The 20,884-nt window shown below is 39.7% G+C and carries 11 protein-coding genes and 1 other RNA gene; 8 read left to right on the forward strand and 4 right to left on the reverse strand.

Features of this window, described 5'->3' with window-relative positions; genetic code table 11:
- The first annotated feature begins 5 nt into the window (after window positions 1–5).
- Complete coding sequence (locus IPJ83_10715; protein ID MBK7881014.1) at window positions 6–653, forward strand: hypothetical protein; 648 nt, start codon at window positions 6–8, stop codon at window positions 651–653.
- Between the two features lie 517 nt (window positions 654–1,170).
- Here IPJ83_10715 and lpxB read toward each other — a convergent pair.
- From lpxB to surE, 3 genes are read right to left on the reverse strand one after another with little or no spacing between them, the layout of a single operon-like run.
- On the reverse strand, window positions 1,171–2,268 hold the full coding sequence (gene lpxB / locus IPJ83_10720) for a lipid-A-disaccharide synthase (GenBank protein ID MBK7881015.1): 1,098 nt from the start codon (window positions 2,266–2,268) through the stop codon (window positions 1,171–1,173).
- An 11-nt stretch (window positions 2,269–2,279) separates the two neighbouring features.
- Complete coding sequence (locus IPJ83_10725) at window positions 2,280–2,606, reverse strand: hypothetical protein (GenBank protein MBK7881016.1); 327 nt, start codon at window positions 2,604–2,606, stop codon at window positions 2,280–2,282.
- A complete protein-coding gene (gene surE / locus IPJ83_10730) occupies window positions 2,603–3,379 on the reverse strand; it encodes a 5'/3'-nucleotidase SurE (protein ID MBK7881017.1) in 777 nt (258 codons plus the stop codon). Before surE ends, IPJ83_10725 begins: the two co-directional genes overlap by 4 nt.
- 72 nt (window positions 3,380–3,451) lie before the next feature.
- On the opposite strand from surE, the gene holA reads away from it, so the two are divergent.
- From holA to topA, 4 genes are all read left to right on the forward strand, one after another.
- The gene (gene holA, locus IPJ83_10735) at window positions 3,452–4,456 is read left to right on the forward strand and encodes a DNA polymerase III subunit delta (GenBank protein ID MBK7881018.1); all 1,005 of its coding nucleotides are present in this window, start codon (window positions 3,452–3,454) and stop codon (window positions 4,454–4,456) included.
- Window positions 4,457–4,468: 12 nt separating this feature from the next.
- Complete coding sequence (locus tag IPJ83_10740; GenBank protein ID MBK7881019.1) at window positions 4,469–10,006, forward strand: hypothetical protein; 5,538 nt, start codon at window positions 4,469–4,471, stop codon at window positions 10,004–10,006.
- Between the two features lie 5 nt (window positions 10,007–10,011).
- Window positions 10,012–12,357 carry a penicillin-binding protein 1C gene (pbpC, locus tag IPJ83_10745; protein MBK7881020.1) on the forward strand — a complete coding sequence of 782 codons (2,346 nt, stop codon included), beginning with the start codon at window positions 10,012–10,014 and terminating at the stop codon, window positions 12,355–12,357.
- A gap of 111 nt (window positions 12,358–12,468) precedes the next feature.
- Window positions 12,469–15,042, forward strand: a complete 2,574-nt coding sequence (topA, locus tag IPJ83_10750) for a type I DNA topoisomerase (GenBank protein MBK7881021.1) — start codon at window positions 12,469–12,471, stop codon at window positions 15,040–15,042.
- An 812-nt stretch (window positions 15,043–15,854) separates the two neighbouring features.
- On the opposite strand, the gene pepT is transcribed toward topA, so the two are convergent.
- On the reverse strand, window positions 15,855–17,087 hold the full coding sequence (pepT, locus tag IPJ83_10755) for a peptidase T (protein MBK7881022.1): 1,233 nt from the start codon (window positions 17,085–17,087) through the stop codon (window positions 15,855–15,857).
- A 77-nt stretch (window positions 17,088–17,164) separates the two neighbouring features.
- Between pepT and IPJ83_10760 the strand changes: the two genes are divergently transcribed.
- The 3 genes from IPJ83_10760 to IPJ83_10770 all read left to right on the forward strand — a co-directional run bounded on the left by IPJ83_10760 (window position 17,165) and on the right by IPJ83_10770 (window position 20,748).
- Window positions 17,165–17,587, forward strand: coding sequence for a DUF393 domain-containing protein (locus IPJ83_10760; protein MBK7881023.1), 423 nt, complete (start codon window positions 17,165–17,167; stop codon window positions 17,585–17,587).
- Between the two features lie 56 nt (window positions 17,588–17,643).
- Window positions 17,644–18,010, forward strand: a transfer-messenger RNA (tmRNA) gene (gene ssrA / locus IPJ83_10765).
- Between the two features lie 431 nt (window positions 18,011–18,441).
- Window positions 18,442–20,748: a T9SS type A sorting domain-containing protein gene (locus tag IPJ83_10770; protein ID MBK7881024.1), complete on the forward strand. Its 2,307-nt coding sequence runs from the start codon at window positions 18,442–18,444 to the stop codon at window positions 20,746–20,748.
- Window positions 20,749–20,884: the final 136 nt, after the last annotated feature.

Here is a 20,884-nt window from a genome sequence, read left to right on the forward strand (position 1 = left end):
TTGCTATGGGTTTTTGGGACATGATCACAGGGGCTGACCGGGAAAGGGATCGCAACTCAGCTATTCGGAATTTTGCCTACAATGCAGGGATGGTTTATAGTGAAAATGCTGCAGTCGGAATGCTCAAACAATTACAGGCTTTCGAACTTTTTAAACAAGGAACCCAAAGAAAAATTAAAAACCTGGTGATTGACCGGGAGTTGGATCCCGAACATTTTATGTTCGATTATGAGTACACGATATCTACCGGAAAAACTTCTCATACCTACACACAAAATGTTCAGTTCTTTGATTCAAAAGCTCTGTCACTACCTCAATTCAGACTAAAACCTGAGAATTTTTTTGACGTATTGCTGGATTGGTTTGGATTCAAGGATATTGATTTTATTACGCATCCGGAATTCTCAAAGGACTTCAAACTTACCGGAGAATTTGAAAGTGTTATCCGTTATTATTTTGATGCAGATATATTGAATCTGATTGAACGACAGAAAGAATTTAATATGGAGGGAATGAATTTTTATTTGGTCATTCATACCCATCAAAAAGTATTGCCTGTGCAACAATTGGATGGATTTAAAAAATTCGGCACAATGCTGTTTGAATTGTTTAAATTAAGATCTCAGAAAAGTATGGAAGACTTTAATAGCTAAATGGTTTTGCAATGAATATCGAGTCAGGCAAATCTTAAGGAGATTAAGAAGAAATTAAACATCTTTATTGTTTGGATAAAATAGACTCAAATACACCATCATATAATATCGAATGAGAAATTCAGATCGGCCTTTTTCATTTTAGCAAAAACGGTTTTAAAAAGCGTTAAGTACAAAATAATGTTTGTGCTCGCATGCAGATAAGTTAATGAATTTATGAAAGTAAGGTCTAGAGCTGTGAATGCCGTTTAAGGCGAGTTTATTTTGTTTAGCTTTTTGGATCAGTTTTAGCGTTAAGAAATGAAAACAGCCTCGATTTTTTTTGGTTCTTTTTTGTGTCAAGACAAAAAGAACAATGTGAATAAAAGGATGGAATTTAGGACAACTTTAGGGAATAAAGGGGGCCGCAAAACTGGTTTCTCCCCAAGTTTTTTTTGACCCGACCCCTAAATATCTTTTAGAAAATGATTTCCTGTTTTCAAAACACAAATTGTCTCCATTTGAATTTGAAGATCAATTATAAATCATGATAAATTACTTCTGCAATTCTTTTTTCGGTATCCGGAAGAATCAGTAATTCATGAAGGGCACTGTAGGCGTTTTTGATTTCCTGATATTTTTGTGGCTCCAGTAACTGAGTTAATTCATAACTTATTCTTTCAGGATTCATTTCATCCTGGATAAGTTCTTCAATGATTTTTTGATCGGCAATAAGATTGACCAAACTGATGTATTTTACTTTTATCAGTCGCTTGGCAATTTGGTAAGATATCCAGTTTCCTTTGTAGCAGACAATTTGCGGGACCCCGAAGAGCGCCGTCTCCAAAGTGGCAGTTCCGCTGGTTACCAACGCGGCTTTACTGATGGATAACAAATTATAAGTCTCTTGATAAATTACTTTACAATGGATATTACTTTTCTCGATGATTTCCCGATAAAGTTGTTGGTGATGGGGTAATCCTGCAATCACTAATTGATAAGACTTAAAGTTTTCAAGGCCCTGTAAAAAAATCTTCAACATGGTCTTGATCTCTTGTTTTCTGCTTCCAGGTAACAGAGCAATGACCGGTCTTTCATCCAGCTGGTTTCTTTTGAGAAAATCCGGATCTGCTTTAAATTCTTTGATGTGGTGCATTAAAGGATGTCCAAAATAATATGCATTTATACCATGCCTGGAGAAAAATTCCTTTTCAAAAGGTAAGATGATAAATAATTTGTCTACATATTTTTTGAGTTTCAAAACGCGGTTTTCCTTCCATGCCCAAGCTTGGGGAGCAATATAAAAATATACTTTAATGTTGTTTTTTTTTGCCCATTCCGCCATCCTGAGATTAAAACCAGGATAGTCGATAAGCACCAGTGCATCTGGTTTGTCGCGGAGGATACTTTTTTTGGTCAGATTAAAGAGACCCATTATTTTTCTAAGATTCAGGATCACCTCTGCAAATCCCATAAAGCTGGCTTCTTCATAGCGGACATCCAATGCAAAACCCTCGGCGGCCATTTTCTCGCCTCCCCAGCCTCGTGCCTTAACTTCGGGGTCGATGGCATGCAATGCAGCCAATAATTTGCTGCCATACAAATCACCGGAAGCCTCTCCTGCAATGATATAAATGTGCTTGGACACTAGTATTTTAATAAATCGTAACCATACAAATACATCCAAAGGATTACATAAGCCAGAGTAGGAAATATAATTCCACGCATGGCTTCCAGCCAGTGGCGCTTGTTGAAAATTTGCATGGGGATTACATTTAGAATCAGAGCTATAAGTCCAATGGTGCGCTCTCTGAAATTTGGGGACATTCCCAAACTGCTGATGATGTCCTGATCATCCAGAAAATCATAAATCATGAGTAGGATGGCATAGCCAACAAAGGGTAATATTAATCCTACAAGTATCCCTAAATAGACTTTGTTGTATGGGTGATTGGAGGGTGGAAATAAATTCATATGGTTTGATTTTCTAAGTGCGCATTGGAAGGAAGTGCTTTATGCACCGTGAGATCATGTCCGGAAGGTACAACACTTATGTAACCATGATCCAGAGCCCACAGGTCTGTGTCGTGGTGTGGATCATCCCATAAAAACTGTCCGGTCAACCAATAATAGGTTTGATTTCTTGGGTCTTTGCCCTCTTTGAATTCCTCCACCCAGTTCCCCTCAGACTGTCTGCAAATTTTAATGCCTTTAATCTCCTTGCGGGTCAATTTTGGAATGTTGACGTTTAAAAGTTTGCAATCGTTAATCCCTTCACGGAGAACTTTGCTAATCAAAAAATCAATGTAAGGCATTGCTTGCCAAAAATCAGCATCAAAAGAATAATCTAACAGGGAGAAACCAATACTTGGGATTCCCTCTAAACTGGCCTCCATTGCAGCAGACATGGTTCCGGAATAGATGATATTAATGGAGGCATTCGATCCATGATTGATGCCCGACAGGCAAAGGTCAATGTTCCTTTCCTTGAGCAACACATTTTTGGCCAGTTTCACACAATCCACTGGCGTTCCACTGCATTCATAAGATTCGATATCCTCAAAAACATCAATTTTATGCAGTCTTAAAGGCAGATTCATGGTTATCGCATGTCCCATCCCTGATTGTGGTGAATTAGGGGCAACTACCACCACCTCACCGTGGTTTTTGGCAATTTCTACCAGCGCCTTTAAGCCCGGAGCAAAAATGCCGTCATCGTTGGTGACCAGGATTAACTTTTTATTCATATTAATTTTGGATGAAAGCCCAAAGATAGTCAGGTCCTGTTTAATTTTACGGATTGGATTAACAACAGGAGGATGGATTATCAGGCTATTTTAAAGGATTTTGTCAGCACTAAGGTTAAGCCGGTTTATTTTTTGACCGGAGATGAAGATTACTTCATAGACAGTCTGGTGAAAGAGGCGGAAAGTCATCTCGTTCCTGAGGCCCAAAGGGATTTTAATCTTCAGGTAGTTTATGGTAAAGACACAACGACCAGAGCATTGGTAGAGTATTGCAGACAGTTCCCTTTTATGGGGGATAAAAAATTGGTTGTCGTCAAGGAAGCTCAGGATTTAAAAGATTGGGATGTGCTGGAGACTTATTTCAAACAACCGGTACCTACTACAACTTTGGTCATTGCTTTTAAAAATAAAAAACCCGACGGGAGATCAGCCTGGGTGAAAACACTGAAAGAGAAACACGTTTTTTTTGAATCTAAGGGAATTTATGATTCTCAGCTTCCGGCTTTTATTTCGAATCTTGCTTCAGGGCTAAAACTCAAAATGGATCAGGAAGCTTCTATGCTGGTTGCAGAATACATTGGCAACGATCTCAGCCAAATTAACAATGAACTCCAGAAGCTTAGAGTAAATCTGGAAGATGGCAGTAAAGTGAACAAGGATATGGTGTCGGAACACATTGGCATCAGTAAAGAATACAATGTATTTGAATTGTGCAAGGCGTTCTCCCTAAAAGATAAAAAAAGAATTTACCTGATCACCAAAAATCTGGTTCTGCATATCAAGACAAATCCACTGATTCCTTGTATTACTTCCATCTTTAATCATTTTTCGAAAATTTGGTTGACCAAACACTATATGTCCAAGAGCGATCAGGAATTGATGGCATTATTAAAACTTTCATTTATTTCTTACATCAAGGAGTATAAAGAAGCAGCCGCTAAGTATAGCATTACAGAACTCGAACAAATTTTTTCAGTCTTAAAAGAATTTGATTTAAAATCAAAGGGCGTTGACGTGGCATCGGTTTCACAAGAAGATTTATTACTTGAATTGGTACTCAGAATTTCACCACAATAAAAATATCAAAGCATGAACGGAATGAATTTCACAAAATACTTAATGTTTTTCCTCTTACTTAGCTGGTCATGTAGTAAAAAAAGCTCCGTAGATTTTTTAAAAAATCCTCAGGCTTTCCAAACTTACATCAATGGGATTCAGGCTGGTAATGTAAAAAGAACAGATGGCATAAAAATTCATTTCAATCAAAGTCCAGTGGACGAATCTCAGATCGGCAAGGATGCTGATCCAGGCATACTATCCTTCACGCCTTCACTAAAGGGTAAGTTATCCTGGACAAACGCTTATACATTGAGTTTTATTCCTTCATCGGATAATGTGCTTACTTCCACAGAATACGAAGCAAAACTTCAAATAGGCAAGTTGTTTAAAGATGTTCCAGATTCTCTGGCCGAAATGAATTTTAAATTTATCATAGAACCTGTTTCTGTTCAGGTGCGATGGAAGAATCTAAGGGCTGATCCGGAAATGGAAGGAGCTATGTTGTTGGAAGCAAATGTACTTCCCAGCGATGATTTGTCCGAAACAACCATGGCAAATTTGTTTGAAGTAAAACACAGTTCAGCGGGATCACTTAAATATCAATTTAGTAAAAATCCGGGTGGTGAAATAGTGTACAAAATTTCTGCCATCCCAAGAACTGCTCAAACGGAATCCCTTATTATCCAGTGGAAGGATGCTCCGGAAGAGAAGACAGGTGGACAGGAAAGAAAATTTGAAATACCGTCTTCATCAAGTTTTGTTATTACTGGTATAGAAACCGGTTCCGAAATTCAAAAAACGGTAACCGCTTATTTTTCTGATCCATTAGATCAGACCCAGGATCTGAGAGGCTTGGTAAGGCTTGATCCAGACAGCAGTAGTTTGGAATTAAGACGAGAAGCGGATCTGATTCATGTAAAGTTCAGTGATCAGTTTCAGACCGATAAGGTGAAATTAATCATGGACAAAAACATTAAAAGCAAAAGTGGAAAAACATTGGATCGTGATTTCAATTTTGAATTTAGTTTTAACGAGGAAAAACCAAAAGTAAGATTCACTTCACCGGGAAATATTCTTCCTGTCTCAGAAAATCTGGTCTTGCCGTTTGAAGCCATAAATCTGAAAAAAGTAAATGTGGAGATTTTTAAAATTTTCTCCAACAACGTATTGTATAACATGCATCTGGAATATCAGGAAGATATTTACAACATGATAAAATTGGGCCGGATTATCCATCAGCAAACACTTGTATTGGAAAATATCAACCCAAATTCAAATCGTCAGACTTGGTTGACCTACGGATTGGATTTAAGTAAAATGATAACCCCTGAACCGGGCGCCATTTATGAAGTCAGAATTGGATTTCAACCGGACTATTCCAATTTTCCATGTGTGGGCGGCAAGAGAAAACTGGTCCTGAATGAATACGATGATTTCAGCGGCACTCCTGAGTTTACCTCCATCTGGAGTCCCTGGGGCAATTATGCGTATGAAGATTCGGAATCCAGCATGAGTTGCTATGACTATAATGATCCTTGTTGTCAGTCCTATTATTCTTCACATAATTTTGCCCGCAAAAGTGTTCTGGCATCCGATATTGCCATGACCTGTAAAAGTGCAGGAGATGCAGGACAAACCTTTGTTTCGGTTTATAATATCCATGAAGGTCTTCCGGTTAAATCTGCGGATGTAACTTTCTATGATCAGCAATTGCAGATAATACAATCCGGATCTACAGATAACAAAGGCATATTCCATCCTCAAACCAAAAATATGCCTGCCTATGCAGTAGCTAAATTAAACAACCATTACGCCTATTTAAAACTTCAGGAATCGGTCAGTATCCCATTGAGTGAATTTGATGTGAGCGGTGCCAAATCAGAATCCGGACTCAAGGCATTTATTTATGCAGAAAGGGGTATATGGAGACCAGGAGATACCATTTTGCTTAATGCGGTATTGGCACAATCCGGAAAGTCCATTCCGGCCCAGTTTCCGGTAAAAATGGAAGTAAAATCACCAAATGGACAAACCATTTTTAGCCAGCAATCCAGCCAAAATTTATTTGGATTATACGCTTTTAAAATTCCTGTCTCTCCATCCGGTATAACAGGTAATTATAAAGCCAGTTTGCAGGCTGGCCCCATTGTTTTTGAACATACTTTGAAAGTGGAAACAGTCAAGCCAAATCGATTTAAAGTAATGCTTGATTTTCCAACAAATTGGAAGCCGGGGACCGAACTTCCTAAGGTGCCATTAGCTGCAGAATATTTGCATGGCGCACCGGCTGGTGGAAAGCAGGTTAAAGTAGAGCTTCATTATGAACAAAAACCACCGGTATTTAAAAAATATAAGGATTTTAATTTTGCCGATCCTGAAAAGTCAGAGGTAACTGGTCAGATCGATATCCATGATGGATCTCTGGATGCGGCTGGAAAAACTCTGTTAAGCATGGGAGATTTAAACAGATCTATGTTTAATGGGGATCTGCAAAGTGTTTTTGTGTCCAGAATTTTTGATGAAGGGGATATGAGCACGGATTATTATGAAAAAACCATCAAGATGTTCCCGGAATATGTGGGCATCAAATGTCCTGAATCCAATTTTGGAAAATTGTATCCGGTCAATGAATCTCAGGACTTTGAAATTGCTGTTTTGACCGATGCAGAACAGGGCGTTGCGAATAGAAAACTCAAAGTAGAATTGTTTTCAGTCAATTGGGAATGGTGGTATGAGATTAGATCACAGAATGGACAATACACCCACAGTAATTACAGAAAACTTATTTCTCAGAAATTGACGCAGACTGATGCCGGTGGAAAGGCAAAGGTGAGCTTTACCATGAAGGATTATGACCGGTATTACATCAGAGTAACCAACTTGAATACAAACCAAACTTCAGGTGATCATTTTTATACCGGATGGCCTTATGAAGAAAATGATCAGAATAAAGATTTTGTACATGTGCTGAATTTTAAGGCCGACAAAGAATCCTACAAAATAGGGGAGAAGGCAACGCTCTACTTACCGGGATCAGCTTCCGGACAATATCAGATTTGTATCATCAAGGAAAATAAAATCATCAAACATTATCAGATTCCTGCCCAGAAGGACAGAACAAGTTTTAGTTTTGATATCGAAGACCAAATGGAGCCAAATGTTTATGCAGACGTAAGTCTGATCCAACCGGTTAAAAATATGGCAAATGATTTACCGATTAGAATGTTTGGTGTCATTCCAATAATGGTGCAGAACGATAACCGTAAGTTGCAACCGGGCATTCAAATGGCAGAATCCATAAAACCGGATCAGGAATTTGAGATTGAAGTCAATGAAGCTGCAGGAAAGGAAATGGCTTATCAGTTGTTTGTCGTGGATGAAGGGCTGCTGAACCTAACCAGATTTAAAACACCTAATCCTTACGATTTCTTTTTGCAAAAGGAAGCCATGAGGATGATGACGTGGGATAATTACAATTCTATCATTGGTGTGCATGGTGCCTCTTTTCAAAAAATATTTAGTATTGGTGGAGATCAGCAAGTCTCTGCAGAAGATCTGGCAAAAATGAAGAGATTTTCGTCTGTGGTTTTATCTACCGGCATTCAACATCTTAAGGCAAAGACTAAAAACAAACACCGTTTTACAATCTCAAATTATATCGGCGAAGTTAGAGTAATGGTGGTAGCCAATAATCAAAATGCTTATGGCTCTGCAGAGAAACAGGTTAAAGTAAAAAGCGAATTGATGAGCAGCATCACTTTTCCAAGAGTAATGGCCACAGACGACATCATCCAGGTTCCGGTAACTGTTTTTGTTCATGAAAACAACATTCGGAAAGTAGATGTAAAATTGACTGCAAAGGATGGGATTGAAATTTTAGGTGCAACTCAGAAGACTATAAATTTTGATAAACCGGGAGAGCAAAAAGTTTATTTTGACATCAAGGCAAAAGGTAAAATCGGATCATCAGGTTTGGACGTCGTTTGCAGTTCAGGAAAATATTCGAATGTATCTTCTGTCGCCGTTTATATAGATAATCCAAATCCGATAACCAGAAACGTTACGGAAGTTTGGGTTGAACCCGGGCAGTCCATTCAAAAGACAATTTCTTCTTACGGATCTGCAGGAACAAGAAAAATCTTGCTCAATGTATCCTCGTTCTCTGGCGGATTGTTGTCGGAGTTTGCGGAGAAATTAATCCAGTATCCGCACGGTTGTGTGGAGCAAACGGTATCTGCTGGATTTCCACAACTCTATCTTGCTGACGTGATGGAGTTAAGTCCTGAACAAAAAAATCAATGTTCTGAAAATGTTCGAAAGACAATACAAAAATTAAAAGGATTTCAGCGTTTCGATGGAGGTTTCAGCTATTGGCCTGGCGAAGCGGCAACGTATGATTATGCATCCTCCTATGTAGGTCATTTTTTGTCAGAAGCAAGATTGAAGGGATTTAATGTTCCGGAGGAAATGTTGAGCAATTTGAATGAATATCAACGCAAAGCCAGCTCTGCATACAACAGATCAAAATCTTCCAGTGCTAATTACCTTGAGTTTAATCAGGCTTATAGATTGTATACCATGGCTATAGCTGGCAGATCTGATTGGGCAGCAATGAATAGGTTGATGTTGCTTCAGGAAAAAAGTTTGATGTGTAAATGGTTACTGGCAGGCGCATACGCATTATCGGGCAAAAAAGACATTGCATCCAAATTGATTGAAGGTTCCGGAACTGAGGTTCCTGCTTACCAGGACGATTATTATAATTATGGTTCTGAGATGCGAGACGAATCCTTTATTGCAATGGTATTAAATGACATGGGGAATAAAACAGAGTCTGCTAAATTGATTCAGAAAATTATCAAGCGCATTGCTGCTGAAAAATATTTTTCTACCCAGGAAATGTCTGTTTTACTTTTAAGCATGGGAAAGATTTTGAATAATAGTGGAGCCAATTCATCAGAAATGAAATTCACTTTTGATTGGAACAAACAACCCAAAGAAATCATTTCCAAATTTGCAGCCTATCAGCAGACATTAAATGATCAAAGTCAAAATTATTTGATGTTTAAAAACAATTCTTCCATTCCACTTTCAATTCAAATTATTCAATTTGGAAAATTAGAATCCTCCGTAAATGTTACCGAATCTAATGGCTTGAAATTGCAGGTTTCCTATCTGGATAAAGAGGGAAGAAAAGTGGATCTCACTAATTTGCCTCAGGGCAAAGACCTTGTAGCACGAGTGTTGATCAGTCAAAACGGAAAATTGGGTAATCTCAAAAATTTGGCATTGACCGCTGTGTTTCCATCAGGTATCGAGATCAATAATCTAAGAGTAGGAGGTATAGAAAGTAATCGCACAGACATTAAGTACCAGGATTTTCGGGATGACCGGGTGATGTATTACTTTGATCTGTCTGCGGGCAAGGAACTTACCTTAAATATTCCATTGACGGCTTCTACTGCAGGGACATTTTCTTCACCAGAATTTTTCTGTGAAGCCATGTACGAGCCATCCGTTTTTGCAAGATATAAGCCAGGTAAAATGATCATAAAATCAATGAAGTAGGAGGAATGATCCTCAGAAGAATTGCCTGGATTTTAGCGGTGTGTTCGATCTTGTGGCTTGGATCCTTAATCAAGGCAAGTTATGCATTGGATCAATTTTGTTACTCCGCAGTGCTGCTGGATCGAAAGGAAGCCTTCCTATCTGCTAAAGTTGCATGCGATGGGCAGTGGCGATTTCCCATTACAAGGAAACTGCCGGAAACCTATAAACAATCCTTGATATTTTATGAGGATAAAAACTTTTACCGTCATCTGGGAATTGATCCAATTGCCTTGATAAGGGCGCTTTACCAAAATATTGAATATGGCAAGGTGATCTCCGGTGCGAGTACCATAAGCATGCAGTTGGCGAGATTATGTCTGAAGAATAAATCAAGAAATATTTTTACCAAGTTGGAAGAAATGTATCTGACCATTGGGTTTGAATTTTTATATTCCAAGGAAAAAATATTGCAACTCTATTCCGGATTAGCACCATTCGGATCGAATGTGGTAGGGTTGGAAACGGCCATCTGGAAATATTATCATAAACGACTGGTGGATCTGAGTTGGGCGGAGGCAGCTTTGTTTGCTGTACTACCTAATCAACCATCTATGCTTCACCTCTCTAAAAACAGAGAAAAACTGCTTGCCAAGAGAAACCGGTTGCTGAAGGATATGAATCATTCAAAAATGATTAGCAATGAAGTCTATGCTCTGTCCATCGAAGAACCATTGCCGGAAAAACCTCTAACTCTTCCAAGAAATGCTCCACATGCCCTGGAATACGCAATCAAATTGAATGGCGTGGCTTCGATTTTAAATTCCACCATCGATCTGAATTTGCAAAATGAAGTAATACGGATCAGTAGAAATCATCATCGGATTTTTAAATCCAATGAAATTCATAATCTGGCAGTTCTGGTTGTTGAAAATAAATCCGGGAATGTATTGTCATATTTGGGAAACAGCATGGATACAGGTGTGGTGCGAAATGCAGACGTGGACATGATTCATGCACCCAGAAGTTCTGGTTCTGTTCTAAAACCTTTGCTTTTAGCTGGGATGATGGATAAAGGATTATTGGGACCAGGTTCTTTAGTCCCCGATGTGCCCACCTTAATTAATGGATTTAGACCGGAAAACTTTTCCCGGCAATACTCAGGTGCCTCAAGTTGTCAGGAAGTCATCCAAAAATCCTTGAATGTTCCGAGCGTGCTGATGCTTAAAGAATATGGCATTCCAGTTTTTTTTGCAGACCTGAAAAGAATGGGATTTTCACATTTGTTCAGGCCGTGGGAGGATTATGGTCTGTCTTTAATTCTAGGGGGTGCAGAAGTCAGCATGTTTGATTTAGCCCGCGTTTATGCCTATTTAGCGCATACACTAAATGTGTTCCAGGATCAACAACAAAAGTATCCGGACTTTTCTGATTATCATTTGCAATTGTTCGGGAATACCGCTTCAGATAAAATTAAACTGAATTCAAGTCCTGAACTTTATTCTGCTGGCGTAATTCATCACATGTTTCAGAGCATGCGTTTACATGGTCTGAATCCGGAAGAATTTAATGTCCAGACCCGCAAAACCCTTGCGCCTATTGCCCTGAAGACAGGCACATCCTTTGGCTACAAAGATGCCTGGTGTGTGGGTGTGAATCCTGATTATACCGTAGTGGTTTGGATAGGCAATGCCAATGGAATGGCAAGGCCGGGTTTAATAGGGATTCAAACTGCTGCACCTTTGGTGCAGGAAATCATGCAATTGCTTCCGGCAGAAAGAGAGTGGACGATCCCTTATGACGATATGATAAATATGCCTGTCTGCAGTCAAAGTGGTTATTCGCCCGGATTGTATTGCCCTAAAATGGATTCGCAATATCTGCCTAAAGCATGTTCCGCTTTAAAATCCTGTACGTACCACCAAAAAATATTTTTGGATGCCTCTGCAAGTTTTAGGGTGTTTAAAGACTGCGCATCAGAAATTATAGATACTAACTGGTTTGTTTTACCTCCGGCTATGGAATACTTTTATGCATCCGCGCATCCGGAATTTCGACCACTGCCGCCGCTTAGGAGTGATTGTCTGGAAAAGGGAGGCGAACCATTCAGAACCCTTGCTTTTATTTATCCGAATAACAATGCGCAAATATTAACGCCCGTCGATTTGGATCTGCAGAAAAATCCGTTGATTTTTAAAGCCACCCACAGGGATCCGGGAGCAGAAATCATGTGGTTTATGGACAACACATTTTTAGCCAGCACAAACTATCCTTTTGAACTTACTTTTATTCCTCCTTTGGGAAGACATTTCTTCATGATTATGGATAAAGAGGGTCATTCTTCCGTCATCAAAGTGGATATATTAAAGTGAAAATTCCGGGCTTGCAGATATTTATATTATGGCCTGTTCTTGCCTGCAAAGGATGCATTTCCTAAAATTCCTTTAGCTTTGCCAAATTTTACAGATATAGAAAATTCTTATATGGCCAATAAATTGCTGATTGTCGAGTCCCCAGCCAAAGCAAGTACCATTGAAAAATTTCTCGGAAAGGAGTTTAAGGTTAAATCTTCCTATGGCCACATCCGAGACCTGGACAAAGGCCCAAAAGGGATTGATATCGAAAATAAATTCACCCCAAGTTATATCGTTTCTCCTGATAAGCATAAGGTTGTCAAGGAGTTAAAAGAATGGGTTGCAAAAGTAGATGAAGTTTGGCTCGCGACGGACGAGGACCGGGAAGGGGAAGCAATATCCTGGCATTTGTGTGAAGTTTTGGGTTTGAATCCAAAAGAGGTCAAGCGCATTGTCTTTCGGGAAATCACCAAAACAGCAATCCAGGATGCCATCAAGCATCCAAGGACAGTAGACCTCGATTTGGTGAATGCCCAACAAGCCAGAAGGGTCCTTGATCGACTGGTGGGGTTTGAGTTATCAGAGATTCTTTGGAGAAAAGTAAAAAATAAATTATCAGCTGGAAGGGTGCAATCGGTTGCAGTAAAGCTGGTAGTAGACAGAGAAAGAGAAATCCAGGATTTTAGTCAGGAAGCTTTCTTTAAAGTAGATGGCGTTTTTCAGGTAAAAAGTCCAAAAGAAGCCTTACTTAAAGCTACCCTTGACCATAAGTTTAAAACCGCACAGGAATCGGAAGAATTTTTGAAAATATGTAAAGATTCCACCTATAAGGTAGATGGGGTAGAAGTGAAACCGGTAAAGCGTTATCCGGCTCCACCATTCACCACTTCGACATTGCAACAAGAGGCAAGCAGGAAACTGGGGTTTAGTGTAAATAGAACCATGTCCACCGCACAACGATTGTATGAGTCAGGAAGTATAAGTTACATGAGAACCGATTCTACTTTCATCAGCCAAACAGCCTTGTCGGCTATGGCCATTGAAATTGAAAAACAATTTGGAAAAGAATACGTAAATACCAGACAGTACAAAACTAAAAATTCAAATGCTCAGGAAGCGCATGAGGCCATTAGACCTACTTACATGGATCTTCGTAACGCCGGAGAGACCAGCGACCAGCAAAAGTTGTATGAGCTTATCTGGAAACGCGCCATGGCCTCACAAATGTCTCCGGCTGAGTTGGAAAAGACTATTGTCCAACTTTCTGTCAGTAAGTCAACTGCCCACAAATTCGTAGCCGAAGGAGAGGTGTTGCTGTTTGATGGATTTTTAAAACTTTATCTGGAGTCTTCGGATGAAGAAGAAGATGGCCAGGAAGGAATGTTGCCGGCTGTGAAAGCAGGGGATGTTTTGCCTTACAACCAGATTACGGCTACAGAAAGATTTACCAGGGCACCGGCAAGATATACGGAAGCAAGTCTTGTTAAGAAACTGGAGGAATTAGGTATAGGTCGACCTTCTACCTATGCACCTACCATCAGTAAAATCATGGAGGAAGAAAGAGGTTATGTGGTCAAAGAATCCAGAGAAGGTGTGGTGAGAAATTTTAAAAAATTCAACCTTGCCAATGGAAAGATTGTGGCCACTACAGAATCTGAAAATACAGGAGCTACTAAAAATGTCTTGTATCCAACAGCCATTGGAATGGTAGTCTGCGATTACCTGGCTTCCCATTTCGGAGAAATCATGAACTACGGTTTTACCGCTGAAATAGAAAAGGATTTTGATGAAATAGCTGACGGAAAGCGTAACTGGGTGAAAATGATAGATGAATTCTACTGGCCTTTTCACAAGGATGTAGAAAAGGTGATGGCCGAAGGCGAAAGGGCTAGAGGGCGAAGAGATCTTGGCTCAGATCCGGTCTCAGGAAGGAAACTGATAGCTCAGTTAACTCGCTTTGGTCCGGTTGTACAGATCGGAGATGTAGAAGAATTGGACGAAAACGAAAAACCGCGTTATGCCAACCTGCGTCCGGGACAAAGTCTTGAAACCATTAGTTTTGAGGAAGCCATGGATCTTTTCAAATTGCCAAAAGATTTGGGCACTTTCCAGGATTTGCAGGTATCCGTTGGTGCTGGTAGGTTTGGTCCATATGTAAAGTTCGGCGAACAGTTTATCTCTATTCCCAAAGGTACCGACCCTTTAGGATTGAGTATGGAAGATGCCATCACCCTGATTCAGGGAAAACAAAAGGAAGATGCACCCATAGGACATTATAAGGAACTTCCGATCACCAAAGGGAAAGGGCGTTTCGGACCTTTCATTAAATGGAATGGAATGTTTATCAATGTGCCGAAAAGAATAAATCACGATACCCTGACATTAGAAGAGGCAATTCCATTGATTGACGCAAAAGAGGTAAAAGAATCCAACCGATTTATTCACAACTGGCCGGAAGATAAAATCAGTGTGGAGAACGGTCGTTGGGGACCTTACATTAAGTTTGGAAAAAAGCTTATCAACATTCCGAAGGTCAACGATCAGAAAGTAACCTCAGAAGTTGCAGCTACCATGACCAAGGAAGATTTTAAGAAAATTATTGAAGCCCAGGTTCCCGGTGCTTTTGACAAAAAGGTAAAGGCAAAACCAGCGGCAAAAGCAACTGTGAAAGCAAAGGCAAAAGCCCCCGCAAAAAAGAAATAGGAGTTAGTTTGGGTTAGTTAAATTTTATAGGGATTAATCATAAGCTAAACATCTTTAACCGCTGGATGACTGACCGATTTCCGCAACGCGGAATGAAGCACGACAGTGCTTCAAGGGAAGGAACCGCGAAAGCGGCTAGTAAGAGAATGAGAGAATGAGAAAATTTGAAAATTAGCTAATGGATGACTGAAAGATTTTCGCAAAGAGAAATGGCTTGCGACAGCAAGACAAGTGAGGAACAGCGAAAGCTGAATTTCTTTGACTTGGAATAGAAATTCTAATGCATAGAATGGGTATGTCAAGACAAAAAAGAACAATGAAACCAGGATGGAATTCAGGACAACTTTAGTGAATAACGGGGTCCGCAAAACTGGCTTCTCCCCAAATTTTTGACTTGGCCCTAAATAGATTTCAATACCACATCATATATATTTATCGAATGAGAAATTCAGATCGGCCTTTTTCATTTTAGCTAAAACTGATTTAAAAAGCGTTTAGAACAAAATACTGTTTGAGCTCGCCTGCAGATTTGCTAACAAATATGTGACAGTAAGGCCTAGAGCTATTGCTGCTGATTAAGGCAAGTTTATTTTGTTTAGCTTTTTAAGTTAGTTTTAGCGTCAAGAAATGAAAACAGCCTTGATTTTTTTTGGTTCTTTTTTGTGTCAAGACAAAAAAGAACAATGAAACCAGGATGGAATTCAGGACAACTTTAGTGAATAACGGGGTCCGCAAAACTGGCTTCTCCCCAAATTTTTGACTTGACCTTTTAGTTTCGGGGGTATTTATTTTATTTGGTTGCACAATTTGTTTCAGGCACTGACTATTCTGATGATGACCTCAGAAGCTTTTTGCATATCCTGAACACAGACCCATTCTTTCTTGGAGTGGATACCGTATTCTCCGGCAAATAAATTGGGACATGGCAAACCCATAAAGGAAAGCCGGCTGCCATCTGTTCCACCACGAATGTGACCTTTTATAAGTTTTAGTCCGGATGCTAGAATCGCATCTTCCGCCCTTTTGCATACTTCCGGATGCCGGTCCAGCACTTCCTTCATGTTTCGGTATTGTTCCTTACGGCTTATCTCAAAGTCTGAATTTGGAAAGGATTTCATCACTTGTTGACAAATGGAACTTAGTTCAGCAACATGGTCATCTAATTTGGCCGTCACAAAATCACGTATGATAAAATCAATTTCAGCATGCTCCAGATTGCCTTCGAGTCTGGTGGGATGGACAAATCCTTCATAGTCGTTAGTGGATTCAGGAGACATACGATTCTTAGGTAAAGCTGCAAGGATCTCACCTGCAATTTTTATGGCATTTTCCATCTTGCCTTTGGCATAGCCGGGATGTGTAGAGACTCCTTTTATTTTTATGGTACAGGCATCTGCCGAAAAGGTTTCATCCTCCAGACTTCCGATTGGTCCGCCATCCAGGGTATACCCAAAATCAGCACCCAGTTTTTGTTTGTTCACATGATCGACTCCATGTCCAATTTCCTCATCGGTGGTAAAGAAAATAACCATTTCTCCGTGTTCAATTTCTGGGTGATTCTTTAAAAACAATGCAGCTTCCATGATAGAGGTTACTCCAGCCTTGTCATCTGCTCCAAGCAGCGTATGGCCGGAAGCGGTGATTAAATCCAGTCCGATCTTTTGCAGGAGGTCAGGAAAATCATTCGGACTGATAATTACCGTGGGGTCGTCAGGCAAGACAATGTCCGCTCCGTTATATTTTTTATGGTGAATGGGTTTTACATCCGTTCCGCTGCAATCCGGAGCAGTATCTACGTGCGCGCAAAAAAATATTTTAGGCCGGGGTGTGGTTGTGTTGGCTGGGATTCGTGCATAAACGTACCCAAATTCATCCGTTTCCGCTTGGATTCCGGCAGTGCTTAACTCCTGAAACAACAATTGGGATAGATTTTTTTGTTTGGCACTCGATGGGCTGGTGGAGGATGCCGGATCTGCCTGTGTGTCTATCTTCGCATATCGGATAAACCGCTCAGCGGTGGTTTCAAAAGCTTGGTTGAAGTCCATGTTTTCAATTTTTGCCAAATATAGCTGCTGCATTTTTTATTTAAGAAACTTAATTATAAAGTTCTTGTTCTAAAAGCATGTGGCCCGACTTTATTCCTACCAATAAAATGTTGCTCCTTTATGATGGAAACTGTCCACTTTGCATAAGATCTGTAAGATTTCTGATGGCCAGAGACCATAAAGACAAACTTCGTTTTGCGAGTTTACAGGAAGCCCGGTTGAGGACATTTTTAGAAAGTGAAAACCTCCATACGATGGATACGCTGGTTGGCCTGCACCAAGGCAAGATTTATGTTTACAGCCGGGCGGTTGCAATGGCACTGAATGAAATAGGGGGATTGTGGAAGATAATGGGAAGGATGGTCCTCATTCTGCCCAAGGGTCTTGCCGATTGGGGATATCGCATGATTGCCAGGAATCGGTTAAGGATTTTTCGGAAGAATGCGCATTGTCAAATTCCGGATAAAAGCAATGAAAATAAATTTATCAGGTTTTCATAAAAACGGGAACTAAACCAGGCCAATTTGCAGTTATTGGGTTACTTGTAAAAGTATAAGGGGCTGACTGGAATCGACAGGAAATGTGATTGGTTAGTAAGCATGCCGTAGGATGATAGTACGCTACGTAAAAAACGATTATCAAACCACAAATGGCAATACAACTTTTGCCGTTGCAGCTTAATTCTAGGAATTAATTTGCTTCTGTGCAATGGAGCTGAAGTCTGATAAGCTCCTGTCGCGCATCAAACCTTTTCAGACTGGTCGCTTGCAAGTCCCGGGTAAGAGACAAGATTAAGGGAATACGCTTTGGAAAGGTGGTTTCTTAACCTACTCCTTCGCCGACAACCGAATAGGAAACTAAGCATGTAGAAAGTTAATGGGTTCTTTCTCTGGACCGGGGTTCGACTCCCCGCAGCTCCACAAAACTTATAAATTCGACTGCCGACTATTAGTCGGCATGGCGACCACGAGAAGAGTGCGTCGTTATGCAGACGCTCCGGTCAGCATGAAAATTCAGAAGCCTTTGAATTTTCATCCCCGCAGCTCCACAAAAATTAATTGAGGTGTCTGTTCCTATTTTAAAATCGGAATAGATTCACGGAATGGTTGCGTTTAACGCTACTTCCGTAGTTTTATTATTTCCAAAATGGATTTTGACTTCCTTAATTAATTGCTCCGTTTCATTTTTGCAATTACATTTTAAGGCCACGTTTTGGTTAAAACCACAAATGTGAACACTTAACCAGTTGAGGGGCAAATGTTATTTTGAATCTCCAGGCAGCACATGCAAATGTCCTTGTGTCTTGTCTTAGAAGGGCAATCAATCATTCTTGACTCTTCAAATATTCAACAACATGAGCAGGTTTCCCGTTTTCTTTTTGCAGTGCCTTGGTTTTATGCTTTTAAATTCAAGTTTAAGTTTTAGCCAGTGCGTTCCTCCTTCAGCCGATAATTGTAATGAAGCCAATGTTCTCTGTTCTCTCGATGAAGTAAATGGCTACAGTTGCAGAAATCCCTCTTATTCTAATCCTACCGGCTGCTCTCCTTTGTGTCCATCTGGTGGAACATCCTATAATGCGAGCTGGTGGGCGTTTGTTTGTGATGGAGGACCGCTTACCATTACCATAACACTGAGCAACTGTTCAGTAAATGGAACGGGTGTACAGATGGGTATCTGGGGAGATTGCGCATGTGGAGAATCTATAGTCTGTAATTCTGATTGCAACGGCCCTGGTACATACACCCTAACCGGCAATTTGAAGCGATGCAAAACTTACTACTTATTTGTTGATGGTTGCTCAGGGGATGTTTGTGATTTTACTTTGACAACGTCTGTTGGGGCTGCTCCAAAGTTGCCACCATTAGGAAATATTATGGGTCTTCGTGATGTCTGTGTTGGGGCTTGCAATGTTAAATATTCAGTTCCAATGGGTAGTTGCATCTCGGGATATACTTGGACCATAGATGGTGTAGAAATCGAACAGGAACTAAATGAAATTACCCTAGATTTTCCAGATGAAGGCGATTTTACACTTTGCGCAAATTCCTACATCGGCAATCCTCAATCAGGTTCATTATGTGATCAGTCCGGTCCAAAATGTATTGTTGTAAAAGTACGCACCAGACCACAATTCTTTGGAACATCAAGAATCCTCTGCAGCGACGAAATACCCTTTAATTGGCATGGAGAATTAATCAGTGTCTCCGGAGGGTACAGTCATGAATTTAAAGACATTAAGACTTGCTGCGTGTTCGATTCCATTGTGTTTTTTAACATCGTCCACATGGACAGTTTATTATGTCAAGGCCGTAGTTTTATAAATGGTCGTGTGTTTTTAGACAGAAATCTGGATGGGATTTTTAATGCTGCGGATATCATTTTGAAAAATTACTTGCTCAGTTCCTTGCCGGGAAACTTTGCAAGCTTTTCAGATGCAACGGGATACAAATTACCTGTTACCAATAACACGGTTAACACAATTCTAGTATCCGTTCGGAATCCAAAATTTGAATTTTCAATTCCAAGTCAGTTTACAATTAATGTTGGAAATGTTATCGGAGGCTTCCCGGGACAATTTGACTTTGCGATTCAAGGAAATCCATGGACCGATTTGGAAATAGTGATGAGTTCATCCATTGCCCGTCCTGGACGCACTACGACGGTCAATTTACAAATAAACAATGTCGGAAATGTTGAGATAGTAAATTCTAAATTATCATTCCAATTTCCTAATGGTTGGAAGGTGATCAAATCCGCTCCAAATTATTTGAACATTATTGGAGGAAGCCAATTGTTGTGGGAATTTAAAGACACCATTGCTATTAATAGTTCTAAAAATATCAAAATAGAACTCGAGCCACCATCCACTGCTAAAATTAAAACTCCTTTTACGCTAAAAGCAGATGTTGAATGTTTGAATGACGCAGATTCACTCAACAATCAAGCCATATGGAATGGTGAAATTGTTGCCTCTTATGATCCAAATGATAAGCTGGTAGACAGGGCAAAATACTATCCTGCTGAAGGCCAAAATAAGGAACTCGTTTATACCATAAGATTTCAAAATACCGGTACAGACACCGCTTTTGACGTTGCCATCAGAGATACACTTTCTAAATCACTTCTAGCCGAAAGTGTAAGGATCGTCCAGGCTAGTCACCCTTATAAATTGATCATGAAAAAACTTGGTTTTTTAGAAATCTTTTTTGAAAATATTTTACTTCCCGATAGCAGCACCAACGAAATTGCTTCTCATGGATTTGTCCAGCTTGTTATCAAACCAAAGACTGTTTCTGATACGTTTTATATCAACAACAGGGCGTCCATTTATTTTGATTTTAACGCTCCGGTGATTACAAACACGGCCTCAACCTATGTTGGTTTGGTGAATACCACATTACCTGTAAAACATGGAAGTCTAAGGGTAACACCCAATCCATTTAATCATCAAATCTTGGTGGAATTTGAATCACCCGGAAATTCAAGAGATTACCGATTGAAAATTATTAACCTACAGGGTCAGCAGGTATTGGATACAAAGGCAGAAAACTCAGGTCAAATACAAATAAATTCACATGGATTTTCTCCTGGAATTTATAGGATATTTTATTTGGCGGATGGAAAGTTGCTTTCTTCAATGAATATTATGAAAATGCCATAGGTATTATATTTATAAACAGTCCTATATTAAATAATTTTAAGTTTTAAAGTAGATTAATATTTGTTAGCTAAGATTAAAGTTATATACATCTAGTGATTTAAACTCCTTATTTTTGAAAGGATATAATCATTTATAA

It is taken from the genome of Candidatus Vicinibacter proximus (genome assembly GCA_016713905.1).
Taxonomy (GTDB): Bacteria; Bacteroidota; Bacteroidia; order Chitinophagales; family Saprospiraceae; genus Vicinibacter; species Vicinibacter proximus.

Excerpts from the sequence above, each read along its gene's own strand:
- IPJ83_10715 (MBK7881014.1), top strand. The coding sequence starts at position 6 with ATGGGTTTTTGGGACATGATCACAGGGGCTGACCGGGAAAGGGATCGC.
- IPJ83_10725 (MBK7881016.1), bottom strand. The coding sequence starts at position 2,606 with ATGAATTTATTTCCACCCTCCAATCACCCATACAACAAAGTCTATTTA.
- surE (MBK7881017.1), bottom strand. The coding sequence starts at position 3,379 with ATGAATAAAAAGTTAATCCTGGTCACCAACGATGACGGCATTTTTGCT.
- holA (MBK7881018.1), top strand. The coding sequence starts at position 3,452 with ATGGATTATCAGGCTATTTTAAAGGATTTTGTCAGCACTAAGGTTAAG.
- IPJ83_10740 (MBK7881019.1), top strand. The coding sequence starts at position 4,469 with ATGAACGGAATGAATTTCACAAAATACTTAATGTTTTTCCTCTTACTT.
- pbpC (MBK7881020.1), top strand. The coding sequence starts at position 10,012 with ATGATCCTCAGAAGAATTGCCTGGATTTTAGCGGTGTGTTCGATCTTG.
- topA (MBK7881021.1), top strand. The coding sequence starts at position 12,469 with ATGGCCAATAAATTGCTGATTGTCGAGTCCCCAGCCAAAGCAAGTACC.
- pepT (MBK7881022.1), bottom strand. The coding sequence starts at position 17,087 with ATGGACTTCAACCAAGCTTTTGAAACCACCGCTGAGCGGTTTATCCGA.
- IPJ83_10760 (MBK7881023.1), top strand. The coding sequence starts at position 17,165 with ATGTGGCCCGACTTTATTCCTACCAATAAAATGTTGCTCCTTTATGAT.
- IPJ83_10770 (MBK7881024.1), top strand. The coding sequence starts at position 18,442 with ATGAGCAGGTTTCCCGTTTTCTTTTTGCAGTGCCTTGGTTTTATGCTT.